Source organism: Enterobacter sp. PL1 (genome assembly GCF_945957325.1).
In the GTDB taxonomy this organism is placed as follows: Bacteria; Pseudomonadota; Gammaproteobacteria; order Enterobacterales; family Enterobacteriaceae; genus Enterobacter; species Enterobacter roggenkampii.
This window is the reverse complement of the sequence record NZ_CAMFKT010000033.1, coordinates 19,680-36,254: the sequence shown is the minus strand read 5'-3', so window position 1 is coordinate 36,254 and position 16,575 is coordinate 19,680. Positions and strand designations below refer to the sequence as shown.

12 protein-coding genes and 1 pseudogene are annotated in these 16,575 nt (G+C 55.7%); 5 read left to right on the top strand and 8 right to left on the bottom strand.

Going from position 1 to position 16,575, the window contains the following annotated elements; all coding sequences use genetic code 11:
• Positions 1-48 precede the first annotated feature (48 nt).
• Positions 49-402: a helix-turn-helix domain-containing protein gene (locus tag N6P30_RS21630; RefSeq protein WP_032676801.1), complete on the bottom strand. Its 354-nt coding sequence runs from the start codon at positions 400-402 to the stop codon at positions 49-51.
• A 337-nt stretch (positions 403-739) separates the two neighbouring features.
• Between N6P30_RS21630 and N6P30_RS21625 the strand changes: the two genes are divergently transcribed.
• Positions 740-1,915 carry an efflux RND transporter periplasmic adaptor subunit gene (locus tag N6P30_RS21625; protein ID WP_023292563.1) on the top strand — a complete coding sequence of 392 codons (1,176 nt, stop codon included), beginning with the start codon at positions 740-742 and terminating at the stop codon, positions 1,913-1,915.
• 24 nt (positions 1,916-1,939) lie between these two features.
• Complete coding sequence (gene oqxB, locus N6P30_RS21620; protein WP_021241210.1) at positions 1,940-5,095, top strand: multidrug efflux RND transporter permease subunit OqxB; 3,156 nt, start codon at positions 1,940-1,942, stop codon at positions 5,093-5,095.
• A 66-nt stretch (positions 5,096-5,161) separates the two neighbouring features.
• On the opposite strand, the gene N6P30_RS21615 is transcribed toward oqxB, so the two are convergent.
• The 3 genes from N6P30_RS21615 to N6P30_RS21605 all read right to left on the bottom strand — a co-directional run bounded on the left by N6P30_RS21615 (position 5,162) and on the right by N6P30_RS21605 (position 7,844).
• A complete protein-coding gene (locus tag N6P30_RS21615; protein WP_008502426.1) occupies positions 5,162-5,641 on the bottom strand; it encodes an RrF2 family transcriptional regulator in 480 nt (159 codons plus the stop codon).
• A 137-nt stretch (positions 5,642-5,778) separates the two neighbouring features.
• Complete coding sequence (locus N6P30_RS21610) at positions 5,779-7,167, bottom strand: sensor histidine kinase (protein WP_023292562.1); 1,389 nt, start codon at positions 7,165-7,167, stop codon at positions 5,779-5,781.
• A complete protein-coding gene (locus tag N6P30_RS21605) occupies positions 7,167-7,844 on the bottom strand; it encodes a response regulator transcription factor (protein WP_021241213.1) in 678 nt (225 codons plus the stop codon). The genes N6P30_RS21610 and N6P30_RS21605 overlap by 1 nt, the downstream gene beginning before the upstream one ends.
• A gap of 203 nt (positions 7,845-8,047) precedes the next feature.
• On the opposite strand from N6P30_RS21605, the gene N6P30_RS21600 reads away from it, so the two are divergent.
• Both N6P30_RS21600 and N6P30_RS21595 read left to right on the top strand, forming a co-directional pair.
• The gene (locus N6P30_RS21600; RefSeq protein WP_023292561.1) at positions 8,048-8,884 is read left to right on the top strand and encodes a MipA/OmpV family protein; all 837 of its coding nucleotides are present in this window, start codon (positions 8,048-8,050) and stop codon (positions 8,882-8,884) included.
• Positions 8,885-9,276: 392 nt separating this feature from the next.
• Entirely contained in the window at positions 9,277-10,998 is a 1,722-nt protein-coding gene (locus N6P30_RS21595) for a SulP family inorganic anion transporter (RefSeq protein WP_032663607.1), read from the top strand.
• Positions 10,999-11,362: 364 nt separating this feature from the next.
• On the opposite strand, the gene N6P30_RS21590 is transcribed toward N6P30_RS21595, so the two are convergent.
• The 4 genes and pseudogenes from N6P30_RS21590 to N6P30_RS21575 form a co-directional block, all read right to left on the bottom strand.
• Positions 11,363-11,932 (bottom strand): hypothetical protein, encoded by a 570-nt coding sequence (locus N6P30_RS21590; protein WP_032651686.1) that lies wholly within the window; start codon positions 11,930-11,932, stop codon positions 11,363-11,365.
• Positions 11,933-12,086: 154 nt separating this feature from the next.
• Positions 12,087-12,701 carry a Tat proofreading chaperone DmsD gene (gene dmsD / locus N6P30_RS21585; RefSeq protein WP_023292557.1) on the bottom strand — a complete coding sequence of 205 codons (615 nt, stop codon included), beginning with the start codon at positions 12,699-12,701 and terminating at the stop codon, positions 12,087-12,089.
• 93 nt (positions 12,702-12,794) lie between these two features.
• Positions 12,795-15,236, bottom strand: a pseudogene (gene ynfE / locus N6P30_RS21580) (selenate/tellurate reductase subunit YnfE).
• Between the two features lie 131 nt (positions 15,237-15,367).
• Positions 15,368-15,637, bottom strand: coding sequence for a DUF1161 domain-containing protein (locus N6P30_RS21575; RefSeq protein WP_021241220.1), 270 nt, complete (start codon positions 15,635-15,637; stop codon positions 15,368-15,370).
• A 98-nt stretch (positions 15,638-15,735) separates the two neighbouring features.
• Here N6P30_RS21575 and N6P30_RS21570 point away from each other — a divergent pair, with 98 nt between their 5' ends.
• Positions 15,736-16,452, top strand: a complete 717-nt coding sequence (locus N6P30_RS21570) for a YnfC family lipoprotein (RefSeq protein ID WP_008502416.1) — start codon at positions 15,736-15,738, stop codon at positions 16,450-16,452.
• Positions 16,453-16,575 lie beyond the last annotated feature (123 nt).

The window sequence follows — 16,575 nt, the reverse complement described above, 5'->3', positions numbered from 1 at the left end:
TTATATACAGTATAGCAGCAACAGATCGACATTGCAGCAAAATATGCATTACTGGCGAAATTGCTGTGTTTCCGGGCCACCCATGCTGCGCCGCCATGCCCCAGGAGCCTGGCCATACTGACGCTTGAAGCTGCGGTTGAAGGACTGCTGGGAGTCAAAGCCCAGGGCGATCGCCACGTTCAGAATCGGTTCGTCGCTGTGGGTTAACCGTTCAACCGATTTTTGCAGCTTCCGCGCACGAATATACCCGGCGAGGGGATAGCCCGTGTGTTCTTTAAACAGGCGCTGCAGGTGCCATTTTGAATAGCCGGATCGCCTGGCGACGGTCTCAATGTCCAGACGACTGTCCAGGTTGTTGTCGATCCAGTCGAGTAAATCGTGCATAAATGCGCCAGTGTTCATCTGATTACCCCCACGCAGCGTAGAAAAAAGTATCTTTGTCTGTTGCATTTAAAGGTGGCGCGTTTTTGCAGTAATTGCAAGTTTTATTGTTGCATTTAAATCCCTGACCGAAACGGGTCTTTTCACATCCACTCAAATAGCACATAAAGTGCAACAATTATTCTTGCACTTAGTTAAGCGCCTTCCTACAATCGCCGCGAATAGTGTATTCGCAACTGTTACAGTTTTGTGGCGATGAACGACACAAATGGCCTTAAGACAGCCCCCGGACAAAGGAAGTGGCGCGGTGCCTCCTGCTGCGTCTTGCCCGGTGGCGACAATTATCGGAATAAAAATAATGAGCCTGCAAAAAACCTGGGGTAATTCTCATCTGAGCGCGCTGGGGGCCATGTTGCTCTCCGTGCTGCTCGTCGGATGCGATAACAGCGTCGCGCAAAATGCCGCGCCACCTGCGCCTGCCGTGAGTGCCGCTGACGTGGTGGTGAAATCGATTAGCCAGTGGGATAGCTTTAACGGCCGGATTGAAGCGGTGGAGAGCGTTCAGCTGCGCCCGCGCGTGTCCGGCTACATTGATAAGGTGAATTACACCGACGGCCAGGAAGTGAAAAAGGGCGAGGTGCTGTTCACCATTGATGACCGTACCTATCGCGCCGCGCTGGAACAGGCGCAGGCGAACCTGGCGAGAGCTAAAACGCAGGCCAGCCTGGCGCAAAGTGAGGCTAACCGTACCGATAAGCTGATCAATACCCATCTGGTCTCACGGGAAGAGTGGGAGCAGCGCCGCTCGGCTGCCGTTCAGGCGCAGGCCGATATTCGCGCCGCGCAGGCGGCGGTTGACGCAGCCCAGCTCAACCTGGACTTCACCAAAGTGACCGCGCCTATCGACGGTCGCGCCAGCCGGGCGCTGATCACCAGCGGGAACCTGGTGACTGCGGGCGATACCGCCAGCGTCCTCACCACGCTGGTCTCGCAGAAGACGGTGTACGTCTACTTTGACGTGGACGAGTCAACCTACCTTCACTATCAAAACCTGGCCCGCAGCGGGCAGGGGGCGTCCAGCAATCACACGGCGTTGCCGGTTGAGATTGGCCTGACGGGCGAGGAGGGCTATCCCCATCAGGGCAAAGTGGATTTCCTGGATAACCAGCTCACACCGAGCACCGGGACCATCCGCATGCGCGCGCTGCTGGATAACTCACAGCGTCAGTTCACGCCGGGACTGTTTGCCCGCGTACGCCTGCCGGGCAGCGCGGAGTTCAAAGCTACGCTTATCGACGACAAGGCGGTGCTGACCGATCAGGATCGTAAATACGTTTATATCGTGGATAAAGAGGGGAAAGCGCAGCGTCGCGACATTACGCCGGGTCGTCTGGCAGACGGTTTACGCATTGTGCGGCAGGGGCTGAACCCTGGCGACAAAGTCATCGTCGAGGGTTTACAGAAAGTGTTTATGCCGGGCATGCCGGTTAACGCCAAAACCGTTGCCATGACCGCCACCAGCGCCCTCAACTGATCCCTTGACCTGAGAATCCAACCCATGGACTTTTCCCGCTTTTTTATCGACAGGCCGATCTTTGCTGCCGTCCTGTCGATTCTGATTTTTATCACAGGGTTAATCGCCATCCCGCTGCTGCCGGTGAGCGAATACCCTGACGTCGTGCCGCCAAGCGTGCAGGTGCGCGCCGAGTACCCGGGCGCCAACCCGAAAGTGATTGCCGAGACCGTGGCGACGCCGCTGGAAGAGGCGATCAACGGCGTCGAGAACATGATGTACATGAAATCCGTCGCGGGCTCGGACGGCGTGCTGGTGACCACCGTGACCTTCCGTCCGGGGACTGACCCGGATCAGGCGCAGGTTCAGGTGCAGAACCGCGTCGCGCAGGCCGAAGCGCGTCTGCCGGAGGACGTGCGGCGTCTGGGCATTACCACCCAGAAGCAGTCGCCCACGCTGACGCTGGTGGTGCATCTGTTTTCGCCAAACGGTAAGTACGATTCGCTGTATATGCGCAACTACGCCACGCTGAAGGTGAAGGATGAGCTGGCGCGCCTGCCCGGCGTCGGCCAGATCCAGATTTTCGGCTCCGGCGAGTACGCGATGCGCGTCTGGCTGGACCCTAATAAAGTGGCGGCGCGCGGGCTGACCGCCTCGGACGTGGTCACGGCGATGCAGGAGCAAAACGTACAGGTCTCCGCCGGTCAGCTTGGTGCCGAGCCGCTGCCGAAAGAGAGCGACTTCCTGATCTCCATTAACGCCCAGGGCCGCCTGCATACCGAAGAAGAGTTTGGCAATATTGTCCTGAAAACAACGCAGGATGGTACGGTCGTCCGCCTGCGCGACGTGGCGCGGATTGAAATGGGCTCCGGGAGCTATGCGCTGCGTTCCCAGCTGAACAATAAAGACGCGGTCGGGATTGGTATCTTCCAGTCGCCGGGGGCGAACGCCATCGATCTGTCTAACGCGGTGCGTGCGAAAATGGACGAACTGTCCACGCGCTTCCCGGCAGACATGAAGTGGGCGGCACCTTACGATCCGACGGTCTTTGTGCGTGATTCGATCCGTGCGGTGGTGCAAACGCTGCTGGAAGCCGTGGTGCTGGTGGTGCTGGTGGTGATTCTGTTCCTGCAAACCTGGCGCGCGTCGATCATTCCGCTGATCGCGGTGCCGGTGTCGGTGGTGGGTACTTTCAGCATTCTCTACCTGCTGGGCTTCTCGCTGAATACCCTCAGCCTGTTCGGGCTGGTGCTGGCCATCGGTATCGTGGTGGACGACGCCATCGTGGTGGTGGAAAACGTCGAGCGAAATATCGAAGAGGGGCTTGCGCCGCTTGCGGCCGCGCACCAGGCGATGCGTGAAGTGTCCGGGCCGATAATCGCGATTGCGCTGGTGCTGTGCGCGGTGTTTGTGCCGATGGCGTTTCTGTCGGGCGTTACCGGCCAGTTCTACAAGCAGTTTGCGGTGACGATCGCGATATCGACGGTGATTTCAGCGATTAACTCGCTGACGCTCTCTCCGGCGCTGGCGGCACTGCTGTTAAAGCCCCACGGCGCGCCGAAAGATTTCCCGACCCGGCTTATCGATCGTCTGTTCGGCTGGATTTTCCGTCCGTTTAACCGCTTTTTCCTCCGCAGTTCAAACGGCTATCAGGGGCTGGTGGGCAAAACGCTGGGACGGCGCGGTGCGGTATTCGTGGTTTACCTGCTGCTGCTCTGTGCCGCAGGCGTCATGTTTAAAGCGGTGCCCGGCGGGTTTATTCCCACGCAGGACAAGCTGTACCTGATTGGCGGCGTGAAAATGCCGGAAGGCTCCTCGCTGGCCCGCACCGATGCGGTGATCCGCAAAATGAGCGAAATCGGGATGAATACCGAAGGCGTGGACTATGCGGTCGCGTTTCCGGGACTGAATGCGCTGCAGTTCACCAATACGCCGAATACCGGGACGGTCTTCTTCGGTCTGAAGCCGTTCGACCAGCGTAAACATTCCGCGGCGGAAATTAACGCGGAAATTAACGCGAAAATCGCGCAAATCCAGCAGGGCTTTGGCTTCTCCATCCTGCCGCCGCCGATTTTAGGGCTGGGTCAGGGGTCGGGCTATTCCCTGTACATCCAGGACCGCGGTGGTCTGGGCTATGGCGCGCTGCAAAATGCGGTGAACACCATGTCCGGTGCAATCATGCAGACGCCGGGGATGCATTTCCCGATCTCAACCTACCAGGCTAACGTTCCGCAGCTGGACGTCCAGGTTGACCGCGACAAGGCGAAAGCGCAGGGCGTGTCGCTGACCGATCTTTTCGGGACGCTGCAAACCTATCTGGGCTCGTCGTACGTCAATGATTTCAACCAGTTCGGGCGTACCTGGCGCGTGATGGCGCAGGCTGACGGGCAGTTCCGCGACAGCGTGGAAGATATTGCGAATCTGCGTACCCGCAACAGCCAGGGCGAAATGGTGCCGATTGGCAGTATGGTGAACATCACGACCACCTACGGGCCGGATCCGGTGATCCGTTACAACGGCTACCCGGCGGCGGACCTGATTGGCGATGCCGACCCGCGCGTGCTCTCATCTGCACAGGCGATGACGCAGCTGGACGCGATGTCTAAGCAGATCCTGCCGAACGGGATGAACATTGAATGGACGGATCTGAGCTTCCAGCAGGCCACCCAGGGCAACACGGCGCTGATCGTCTTCCCGGTCGCGGTGCTGCTGGCGTTCCTGGTCCTGGCGGCGCTGTATGAAAGCTGGACGCTGCCGCTGGCGGTGATCCTCATCGTGCCGATGACCATGCTCTCCGCGCTGTTTGGCGTCTGGCTGACCGGGGGCGATAACAACGTCTTCGTGCAGGTGGGGCTGGTGGTGCTGATGGGGCTGGCCTGTAAAAACGCCATTCTTATCGTGGAGTTTGCCCGCGAGCTGGAAATTCAGGGTAAAGGCATCATGGAGGCCGCGCTGGAGGCGTGCCGCCTGCGTTTACGCCCGATTGTGATGACCTCCATCGCCTTTATTGCCGGGACCATTCCGCTGATCCTCGGCCACGGCGCGGGCGCAGAAGTACGTGGCGTCACCGGGATCACGGTGTTCTCCGGTATGCTGGGGGTGACGCTGTTTGGTCTGTTCCTGACGCCGGTGTTCTACGTGACGCTGCGTAAGTTCGTCACGCGCGGCAAAAAAGAGGAAAGGGACGTGCTGCCCGCGTAGGGACGTTGCTGATAATAAAAAACCGCCTTCACAGTGAAGGCGGTTTTTTTTCGCATCAGGTAAACGTTATGACGTTTTTTGATACTGGGCAATGAGATCGGGGAGCGGATCCCATCCGCTGCTGTCGGCGTTTTTAACCGCTTCCAGGGCGCTAGCCACGGTATGGCGCTCCAGTACCGCTAACGACGCCTGCTCGGCCTCTTCGGAAATCGATTTAAAGTACCAGCAGGCGTTAGCGCTGACCACGCAGCGGGCCGGTACGTCAGGGCGCGACGCCCACAGTTTTTTATCTTCGATGACCGAAAGGTAGATGTCGCGCAGGGTGATCTCTTCCGGCGGGCGACCAAGATGAATGGAGCCGTTACGGCCAAGCGTTGAGACGATAATGCCGTCTCGCGTCAGCGGAACCATCAATTTGCGGATGAAGCTCGGGTTTGCTTCCAGACCGTAGGCCAGAATCGCGCTTGTCGAACGTTCACCCAATTGCTCCGCCATCGCTACGCTGAGAACCATCTGCAAAGCTGTCGGGAAGCGGTAATCTAACATTTCTCTGTCCTGGGTTGCGGTGAATCTTGTTCTTTTTGGCACCGCAGAGGTGAATAAGCAATAAACAACAATATAACAAATACGGTAATTATTTTGAAGCAATCTGCGGCATTTGCGATCAAACCCCCTGTTCTGCTTTAGCTAAACGTGCGGTTCGGGAAGTCAACTGTGACCAGGAGGCCACCTTCTGCAGAAGTACTCAGATTTACGCTGCTGTTGTGCTGCTGCGCCACCGCTTTGACGATGGCAAGCCCCAGCCCGCTGCCGCTCTGCACCTGATTGGGATCGCGGAAAAAGCGGTCGAACACGCGCTCCTGCAGCTCATCCGGAATACCCGGGCCAGCATCGGAGACGCGCAGCTGAACGACGCGATCGCAGGCGCTCACGTCGACCTGAATCCGCCCGCCCTCGGGGCTGTACTTCACGGCGTTCTCAATGAGATTATCAATCAGCGACACCAGGCGTTCCCTTACGCCGTGGATCCAGACGTCATCCTCGGCAAAGAATTCCAGCTCAATTTTGCGCGCAGACGCTAGCGGTTCCAGCTCGGCCATTCGTTCCTGAATAAGCGTTGTCAGCGGCACGGGTTCCATCGCCGTATCAATGCGCGCTTCGCTGTGCATCATCAGCAGCAGCTGATTGACGAGGCGCGCGGCGCGGCTGTTGCTGCGGATCACGCCGGCAAGCAGCTCCTGCTGGCTTTCGCTGATGACCCAGGACTGCAGCGCCTCCACGTTGATGCGCATCGCCGCGAGGGGGGTACGCAGCTCGTGCGCGGCATCCGCGATGAAAACTCGCTCCCTTTCCGCGCTTTCACGCACCCTGGCAAGGAAGTCGTTGATCGCGTCCACCATCTGGCGAAGCTCCCGGTGCTTCGGTACGGCTCTTAAAGGGGAGAGGTCGTCCGGCGTGCGTAACGTAATTTCATTGACCACCTTATTCCATGGACGCATCGCAATGCGGATTGAGAGCCACGCGGGAAACAGCAGAAACGGGAAGCAGACCAGCAGCGGCAGGATGTAGTACCCGCGAGAGTTCAGATAGATAAAGAAGTTCCAGCCGCTGGCTGGCGTGAAGAGGGTGACCTCAACGTCAGAGTGAGGGGATTTAAGGGTGCGGCTGGTCCAGGTACGATCTTCACTCTGGACGTGCTCCAGTTCTCCGAACCGGGTGTTTGTTATCCCCGCGGGTGCACCGTCGGAGGCAAAAATAACGGCATTATTCTTGCGAACGATGATGTTAATCGACAGCACGGGATCTTCCCCTCCGCCGTAACCTTCCCGCAGGGCCTGGCTAAAGGCTTCCAGCACGGCGGTACGATCCTGCGGACGTCCGTCCATACGCTCAACCAGGGTAAAAATGGTTTCGTACGTTTTACTGCCCGTAAGGATGGGAGGGCTGCGCAGGTCCTCCCACAGAATGAAGGTTAGAAAAAGACACCACAGCAGGGTCAGCAGCAGCATCTGGGCGATGATAATTCGGCGCACCAGCGTCGGGCGCCTCAGGTGATACCAGACGTTTTGCATTAACCGCTCACCTTTTGAATGGAGACGGTATCAATGACGTACCCGACGCCCCGGACCGTTCGCACATAGCCGTCGCCGATTTTCCGCCGCAAATTTCCCATATGCACGTCGAGCGCGTTGCTGAGGTTCTCTTTGTTGCCGAATATCCTTTCCTCCAGAAACCGTCGTGTCAGCACGCGGTCCGCGCGCAGCATCAACGTTTCCAGCAGCGCGTATTCACTGGCCGTCAAATCGATATGGCGGGCACTCACCGTCACGCGGCGCGTCGGGACATGAAGAGAGAGCCCGCGAATTTCTATCGCCTCATTCTCAAAACCGTAGCTGCGCCGCGCAAGGGCTCGCACTCGCGCCAGCAGCTCGGCGAGAATAAAGGGTTTGACGAGATAGTCGTCCGCGCCGGCATCCAGCCCGCACAGGCGATCCTGCAATGTTCCTCGCGCCGTCAGGATGATGACGGGGATCCCCTTGAGCTGCTGGCGCAAACGCGTCATCAGGCTCATGCCATCGCCGTCGGGCAGCCCCAGGTCGAGCAAAATAAGTTCCGGCACGCAGACGTCAAGCTGATGCAGCGCATCCTCTTTACGGCGAACCCATATAACGTCAAACCCTTGATCTGAGAGGGCGATACGTACGCCATTGCCGAGATCCAGGTCGTCTTCGATAAGTAGAATTTTCACATTGGTAACGGTATCAACCGTGAATGAAGAATTTCTTAAGAAAAAAACGGTAGCAGGAAATCTGTCCGGATGACAGCACCCGCGCGCGCTTCAGTCTTTCTTCATTTTCGGCTCATAAGAACCTTAGGGTCACGCTTCAAAATGGGCGTTCCGGCGTTTAACCGCCTGCATCGTCATCATTTGCATCCATAAGGACTTCCTTAATGAGAAATATCGAACTGCGTCATACGTTCCCTCATTTACTTTCGGGCCGCTGCCTGAAAACCCTCGTGCCGGGCGTCGTTCTGGCGTTACTGGCTACGCCTGTACTGGCGGAAGAACAGCGCCAGGGTAACGTCTTAACCCTGGGGGGCGGCGTGGATGTGGGGCCGCGCTACTCGGGTTCAGAGAAAACCCGCGTCTCAGCGGCTCAGGTAGTGGATTATTCCATGGCAAATGGCTTCTTTATCGGCACCACGCGAGGGATCGGCTATGGTAACAATGTTGGCAACCTGGATTACAGCGCAGCGCTGAGCTATCGAGTTGGCCGTAAAGATAAAGACGTGAGCAGCGATTCCATCAGCTCCGGCAGCGACGAGCTGCGGGGCATGGGTGAGATTAAAGGCTCGGCTATCGTGGTACCCGGGCTGGGGTACAAGGTGACCGACTGGCTGAATCTGCAGCTGCAGGCTGAGGTACCGGTTTCAGAAAGGGACAACGGTGAAGCGGTACATTTCGGCATTTCCAGCCCGTTCTACACCTCACCCAAAAATGAGGTGACGATGGCGCTGACCGGCAGTTGGGGATCCGACAAGTATATGCAGACGTACTATGGGGTCAGCGCCGCCCAGTCGGCCGCATCGGGCTTTGCCCGACATGACGCCGGGGCCGGGATTTATGCCTGGTCGATGAACCTTGACTGGACCCACAAGCTCACCGCTCGCTGGAGCGTGCTTGCCTCTGCGGGCGTGACGCAGCTGACGGGGGATGCGGGCGATAGCCCGATTGTGCATCGTAAAACGTCGCCGACGGGGAGTTTGAAGGTGACATACAGTTTTTGAGCATGTGATAACGACGTATATGAGCCGCTCCGGTTAAGATGGCGGGGCGGTACTACTGGGTGACGGGAAGAGTGATGGACTGTCTCAATCTCATGGTGTGTAACAACCTGCTATCTATGCCAAAATGATTCAACATTAGCGATTAACGAGACTTATTGATATTGACCATTGTATTTATTCCATCACTTGCATGCATCACGGCATCCGGCACGGCCAACCCCGGTTAAGCCGCAGTATCTGAACTACGTTTAACATCAGTCAGAATTATAAAAGAGTTAACGTTTTATTAGATTCGCAACAGTGTCGGCCTCCGTCCGGAGCATTTGAAAACCAGAACCTCACTAAGAAATGTGCCAACATGGCGCGAGTAATATCTCTGTCCGGAGAATAATGTGTTCGGAAAACTGTTGTTAAACTACATGCCAGGGCTACAAAATTTGTTGGCCTACGATAAAAGCTGGCTAAAGAATGATGTTAAAGCCGGGTTATCCGTTGCGGCCGTAGCGCTCCCTGTTGCGATTGCTTACGCTGAGCTGGCGGGGGTGGGGGCAATTGTAGGGCTCTATTCCTGCGTTTTACCGATGATAGCTTACGCACTGTTTGGCTCTTCACGCCAGCTTATTGTGGGCCCAGATGCCACAACCTGCGCGGTGATCGCGGCCGTCGTATTTCCGCTTTCTGCAGGAAACCCCGAACTGCACTGGCAGCTGACGATCGTCATGACATTGATGATGGGCGGGTGGTGTTTGCTTGCCAGTAAATTTCGGCTGGGCGCGCTTGCCGATCTGCTTTCTCATCCCATTCTTACCGGTTTACTTAATGGCGTAGCCGTGACGATTATTGTCGGGCAATTAGGCAAGGTGTTGGGGATTAAGCTTGATGAAGCGCAGGTTATTGAAAAAATAATCGCCTTGCCAGGTCGACTTTCAGATAGCCATTTATTAACCGTAGGAATATCCCTTTTTACGTTAATTATTTTAATGGTGATCAAAACGTATCGCAGCCAGTGGCCAGCACCTTTAATCGCCATTGTAATAACAACGGCACTGGTATGGGTGACCTCTGCACAACAGTATGGGATTGCCACGATAGGGGGAGAAGGCTTCCAGCCTGGTTTACCCATCGTTCACTGGGGGGCGTTCCAGCCGGGGCCGATGCGTGATTTGGTGATCCCGGCGCTGAACCTGGCGTTGGTCAGTTTTGTCAGTCTGATGCTGACCGCCCGCAGTTTTGCCGCAAAAAATGGCTACGAAATTAATGCGGATGCAGAATTCCGGGCTCTGGGTATTGCGAACATTATGTCGGGGTTATCTCAGGGGTTTGCTATCAGTGGCGCCGATTCCCGGACCGCGGTGAATGATTCAGTTGGTGGGAAAAGTCAGCTGGTTTCCGTGGTCGCCGCCTTAATCATCGGTATCGTCGTGCTGTTTTTCACACAGCCATTACAATTCATTCCGCTATCTGCGTTAGGGATTGTTCTAATGTATGCATCGTGGTCATTGATTGATTTACGTGGACTATGGAACCTGAGGCGCAGAAATAAACAGGCCTTTCGCCTGGCCTTCTTCACGTTTGGCTGTGTGTTAATTATCGGCGTTATCCAGGGGATTGGCCTTGCGGTGTTGCTTGGGTTATTACAATTCCTTCGTACGGTGTTTCGCCCCTCTGAGCACCTGCTGGGCACTGACGAAGAGGGAATGATTCACTCGTTAGGGAATACCACCGATATAAAAATGGTCCCGGGCGTGCTGATGTATCGATTTAACTCACCGTTGACCTATTTTAATGTGGCTTATTTTAAACGTCGGGTATTGAACCTGGTTGATGGGGCAGCCATACAACCTAAATGGGTGGTCATTGATGCCGTTGCCTGCTTCACCTATTCAGACATCAGTGTCCTGGCAACCATTAATGAGTTAAAGCGTGACCTGAAAGGCCGACAGATTAAATTAATTCTTGCGGGCAGGAAAACGGAGTTAACACGCTGGTTTAAAGACAGTCGGCCAACAATGAATGATGATGACATGATTCTGGCGCCAGACCTCTACCTGGCACTTCGGTTCATTCAAAGCAAAGAGAGTGCGAGTGAGGGGGAATCAGTCGGTGATACATAACCAAATTGTGGTGAAAGGCTTGTAGCACATGCTACTGGCAGGCAGGGAACACTCACAATTACCCACAGGATGAGAATAAAGATAATGATGGTTTTCTGAAGTATGGGATTATCCACTAAAAATGACTCCGGCTTGCTCGCTGAAAAAGCAGAATAGAGGAACAGTCGTCACGTATCCACCACTAAATGTGGGGGTATGAATGAGATTTACCCTGATTCGATTTTGAGATGACCCTGCCCATAGCCGGTTTCTCCGCTGTGAATGCGCAATCTCTGGTGCGACGTATCAGGCTGACGGCTATAAGCAAGGAGCGGGCCTTGAGCGCCATTCATTTTCACCGGAACAAAAATAGATAGGGTCGTGCCTACAAATAAATAAACTCATAACTCACAATGTAACTTCCAATATTATTCACACGGGCTGTCACCCACACCCCAGTCATTCCCTGCTTACGGTGGCTGTGCAGATATTCTTTGTTTGTACAAAGCTGAATCCATCTGTTGGTGTTCTGATCTTTTAACCAGAGACCCGCTTCACAATGGCCATGCTTACCTCTCGAAGGCCCCGGAAAGACAACCTCATATTCAGATTCATAGCCAATTATTTTGTCCGGGAAGAGATAGACATAAATATCATAACCATTTAAGCTCAATACAAACCCAAGGCAAAAACCGCATAAGAAAGTATTGGCAAAGTATTTTAAAGTTTGGTTAAAAGCGTGCACAAAAAAAGCGCGTATAACCAAAAGCGCGCCAATCGCTACTCCAACAGAAATATACGTGGTCAATTCAGGAACCGATTCTTGCAAAATGGTATAATTGGAGATGCTTGTTGTCCATGACATATACCAGATCCATGCACCTAAAATGGTAAATGTTATGGCTGTTATAAGTAGCCTTTTAAAATTATTTACGGAAGGGTGTTTTCCAGTCATTTTTTTATTTTGTATGTATCAACAGATAGCATCATTTTTTTAGGAAAGGCCATTATATATCATCAATCTTAACATGACTCATGTTTCGATATGAATTTTTAAACGCTATCTTCTGAGTGCTGCTTGCCCGCTACCCGCGAGCAAGCCACACCCCTTAGCGATACAGCGTCTTTTCCGCAACCGGAATAAGGAGCCCGGATCGCCAGTCCGCGAGCGTCAGCTGCGCAAGCTTACCCAGCGCGGTATAAAACGGATGCCCGGCGTTGTCGACAAACACGGACAGGAAGCGGGTGCTCCACGGCAGCAGGTGCCACGCCAGAAGTTGAGCACACTCCTCATCGCGGCCGTTCTCGGCCAGCCATGCCGCCAGCAGCAGCAAAGTCCCGAAGTGATCTTCCGGTTCATTCTGCTGCATTTCAAATGCGATAGCGTTCTCCCGCATCCACTGGCGCAGCGCGAGGGTCGAGTCGCCGAACAGCACGGATTCGCGGTCAAGCCAGACGGAGCCCCATGGTGGCGCGGGTAGGGCGTAAGGGCCAATAAACAGCCGTTGCCAGGCGTCCCTCAGCGGCTCATCGGCAGACGCGGCAAAGGTGTCAGCGATTGGCTGCAGCGTTCCTGGCGGCAGGGGCCAGTCCTGAACCCATTCGCCTGCGGTGAGGGCCTGCACCAGCGGCGCGGCCTGCTCGCTGTCTGGCGCGAAATAAAACAGCGCACCCAGCACCCGGGCGCTGAACGCGAACGATTCACGATGTGAGACATCTTTCATTACATCTTCCTTGCTCGCGCGGAGGGTGTCCGCGCGACTGAGTTAACCGATAATACAAACCATAGAATAAACCACGGTCACGCCATTCACCCGCTACACCTTCTCGATCTGTACCAGATTGGTGTGCTGCGGGTTGCCTTTGGCCAGCGGTGACGGGCGGTGCGTGGTCAGGGTGTTGATGCATGAGCCGTGGTCGACACGATCGCCACTCATATTGGCGTCGTGCCAGGCCCCCTGGCCCATGGCGCTGACGCCTGGCATGATGCGCGGCGTCACTTTCGCTTCAATTCGTACCTCGCCGCGGTCGTTAAAGACCCGCACCGTATCGCCGTTCTTAATGCCGCGTTTTTCGGCATCGACAGGATTAAGCCAGACCTCCTGGCGGCAGGCGGCTTTCAGCACGTCCACGTTACCGTAGCTCGAGTGGGTACGGGCCTTAAAGTGGAAGCCAAACAGCTGCAGCGGGAACCGCGCGCGCTCGGGCGCATCCCAGCCGTCGAAGGTTGACGCGTAGACGGGCAGCGGGCTGATGGTCTCATCTTTTTCCAGCTCCCAGGTGGCCGCAATCTCCGCCAGCTTGCTGGAGTATATTTCAATCTTACCCGATGGGGTTTTCAGCGGATTGGCTTCCGGGTTTTCACGGAATTTTTTATAGGCCACAAAATGGCCGTTCGGATCTTTGCGCTTGTAAATGCCTCTTTTTTTCAGCTCGTCATAGGACGGCAGTTTGGGATCTTTTTCGAGCATTTTGGCATACAGATACTGCAGCCACTGTTCCTGCGTCCGTCCTTCGGTGAATTTCTGGTGGATATCCGGCCCGAGGCGTTTCGCCACTTAGCTCATGATCCAGTAGATGGGCTTGCGTTCAAACTTCGGCGCGGTCACGGGCTGAAGGAATATCAGGTAGCCCATGTTGCCCGCATAATCGTTTGGAATGATGTCTTCCTGCTCGACGGTCATCAGGTCCGGCAACACGATATCGGCATACTTCGCTGACGATGTCATGAAGTTATCAATGACCACAATCATTTCGCACTTGCTTTCATCCTGCAGGATATCGTGGGTTTTATTGATATCGGAGTGCTGGTTGATGAGGGTGTTGCCCGCGTAGTTCCAGATGAACTTAATCGGCACGTCCAGCTTATCCTTGCCGCGCACGCCGTCGCGCAGGGCGGTCATCTCCGGCCCACGGGCGATGGCGTCCGTCCAGCTGAAGCAGGAAATTTGCGTTTTGACCGGGTTATCCGGCAGCGGCATACGTTCGATGGTGATGGTGTAGGTGGACTCACGCGCGCCGCTGTTTCCGCCGTTGATCCCGACGTTTCCGGTGAGGATCGGTAGCATCGCGATAGCGCGGGAGGTCAGCTCGCCGTTCGCCTGACGCTGAGGTCCCCAGCCCTGGCAGATATAAGCCGGTTTAGCGGAGCCGATTTCCCGGGCAAGCTTAACGATGCGATCGGCGGGAATACCGGTGATGCGGGAGGCCCACTCCGGCGTTTTCGCCGTGTGGTCATCGCCCTGGCCGAGAATATACGCTTTGTAGTGACCGTTAGCGGGCGCGCCTTCCGGCAGCGTTTTTTCGTCGTAGCCAACACAGTATTTGTCGAGGAACGGCTGGTCGACCAGGTTTTCGTCGATTAATACCCAGGCAATACCCGCCACCAGCGCGGCATCGGTTCCCGGACGGATCGGGATCCATTCATCTTCGCGTCCGGCCGCCGTGTCGGTGTAGCGCGGGTCGATAACAATCATGCGCGCGTTGGACCGCTCGCGAGCCTGTTCCAGATAGTACGTAATCCCGCCGCCGCTCATGCGCGTTTCCGCCGGGTTATTGCCGAACATCACCACCAGTTTGGTGTTTTCGATGTCCGAGGTACTGTTGCCGTCGTTGCTGCCGTAGGTGTAGGGCATCGCGCAGGCAATTTGCGCCGTGCTGTAGGTGCCGTAGTGGCTCAGGAAGCCGCCGTAGCAGTTCATCAGGCGCGCCACCAGCGAAGCGTAAGGGGAGGAGCGGGTGATATTGCCGCCGACAATCCCGGAAGAGTAGTTGATATACACCGCTTCGTTGCCGTAGTTGGCCACCACGTCTTTCAGGCTGGCGGCGATCGTGTCGAGCGCTTCATCCCACGTGATGCGCTCGAACTTGCCTTCGCCGCGTTTGCCCACGCGCTTCATCGGGTAGTTCAGACGGTCAGGGTGATTGATGCGGCGACGAATAGAACGTCCTCGCAGGCAGGCGCGCACCTGGTGATCGCCATACACATCCTTGCCGGTGTTATCCGTTTCGACCCAGTACACTTCGTTGTCGCGGACGTGCAGACGCAGCGCACAGCGGCTGCCGCAGTTGACCGAGCAGGCGCCCCACACCACGGTATCTTCAGGAGGCTGGACGGCGTGCTTCACCGCAGCGGCAGCGCTTTTAAGGCCAAAGGGAAGCGAGATCCCACCAGCGGCAAGCGCCAGAGAACCTATCGCCGTAGATTTCACGAGAGTTCGACGGCTAATTCCGCCGTCGTAATGTTCAGCATCGGACATGGCTCACCCCATCATTATTATTGCGTATTATTTCTCCCGAAATGATATCCGGGCTAATGATGGGGTGAGTGTTACTTATTTGGGGGTATTAGATCTTAATCCTTATCAAATCAAAGGGAATTGACGCTCAATTACTGAGGTTCAGCTGCCGCACCGCTGCCTGTGCGGGTGTACAGAATTTTAAAGGTGTCGTTAGCGCAGTGGCCTACGACCTGCGTGCCCGGCTGATCGGCCTGGTCGTTCGGCACAATGTTCAGCGTAAAACCTGACTCAGGCACGCCGTTGTTGACGATCTTCTGCTGAATGTCGCTTTTCACGCGCTCGCAGGAATCCGGTGCCGCCAGCGCGGCCGTTGAGGCACTCATTAACAGCAGGGCGGTAATCCAGGGTAACCGTTTCATCTGTAGCTCCTTTTCTCTGTGTAGAGATTAATTTTAGCAGGCTTCGTGTAAACATCTGTATTTGCTAATATGATTGGGAATAATCTCCCTGTACGGAAATGAATGTGAAGAAATATGCAGCGATAACGCTCCTGGCAGCAACACTGGTGGGGTGCGACAACAGCTCCGCGCCGCTGTCTTTTACGCCCGAGATGGCGAGTTTTTCAAACGAATTTGATTTTGATCCGCTGCGCGGCCCGGTCAAAGACTTTACCCAGACGCTGTTCAACGAGAAGGGCGAAGTGTCTAAACGGGTCACCGGCACCGTCTCGACGGAAGGGTGTTTCGATACGCTGGAGCTACACGACCTGGAGGCCAACACCAGCGTGGCGCTGGTGCTGGATGCCAATTACTATCTTGATGCGGAAACCCAGCAGCGCAAAGTGAAGCTGCAGGGCAAATGCCAGCTGGCCGAACTGCCGTCAGCCGGGGTAACGTGGGATACCGACGACAACGGATTTGTGGTGGCGGCGCACGGCAAAGAGATGGAAGTGAAGTATCGCTACGACGCGGATGGTTACCCGCTGGGCAAAACCACCGTCTCAGGGGATCAGCATCTGTCCGTCCAGTCGACGCCGTCGAAAGACCTGCGCAAAAGAATGGATTACTCGGCAGTCAGCATGTTGAATGACAAGCCGCTGGGCAACGTGACGCAGAGCTGCGACTACGATCGCCACAATAACCCGGTGAGCTGCGATCTGACCATCACGGACGACAGCGTCAAACCCGCCGTTGAGCACAAGTACACCATCAAGAACACGATTGAATATTACTGAGCGTAAAGTGCATTTTGTGCGTTTCGCCCGGCGGCGCTACGCTTGCACGGGCCTACAATGAAGCACCCTGTAGGCCGGGTAAGCACAGCGCCACCCGGCAAGAAAGACAGCTCAATGGTTTAT

What these genes read in the sequence shown, in the direction of transcription:
- oqxB (WP_021241210.1), top strand. Translation starts at nt 1,940, where the DNA reads ATGGACTTTTCCCGCTTTTTTATCGACAGGCCGATCTTTGCTGCCGTC.
- N6P30_RS21610 (WP_023292562.1), bottom strand. Translation starts at nt 7,167, where the DNA reads ATGCAAAACGTCTGGTATCACCTGAGGCGCCCGACGCTGGTGCGCCGA.
- N6P30_RS21615 (WP_008502426.1), bottom strand. Translation starts at nt 5,641, where the DNA reads ATGTTAGATTACCGCTTCCCGACAGCTTTGCAGATGGTTCTCAGCGTA.
- N6P30_RS21630 (WP_032676801.1), bottom strand. Translation starts at nt 402, where the DNA reads ATGAACACTGGCGCATTTATGCACGATTTACTCGACTGGATCGACAAC.
- N6P30_RS21625 (WP_023292563.1), top strand. Translation starts at nt 740, where the DNA reads ATGAGCCTGCAAAAAACCTGGGGTAATTCTCATCTGAGCGCGCTGGGG.
- N6P30_RS21600 (WP_023292561.1), top strand. Translation starts at nt 8,048, where the DNA reads ATGAGAAATATCGAACTGCGTCATACGTTCCCTCATTTACTTTCGGGC.
- N6P30_RS21590 (WP_032651686.1), bottom strand. Translation starts at nt 11,932, where the DNA reads ATGACTGGAAAACACCCTTCCGTAAATAATTTTAAAAGGCTACTTATA.
- N6P30_RS21575 (WP_021241220.1), bottom strand. Translation starts at nt 15,637, where the DNA reads ATGAAACGGTTACCCTGGATTACCGCCCTGCTGTTAATGAGTGCCTCA.
- dmsD (WP_023292557.1), bottom strand. Translation starts at nt 12,701, where the DNA reads ATGAAAGATGTCTCACATCGTGAATCGTTCGCGTTCAGCGCCCGGGTG.
- N6P30_RS21570 (WP_008502416.1), top strand. Translation starts at nt 15,736, where the DNA reads ATGAATGTGAAGAAATATGCAGCGATAACGCTCCTGGCAGCAACACTG.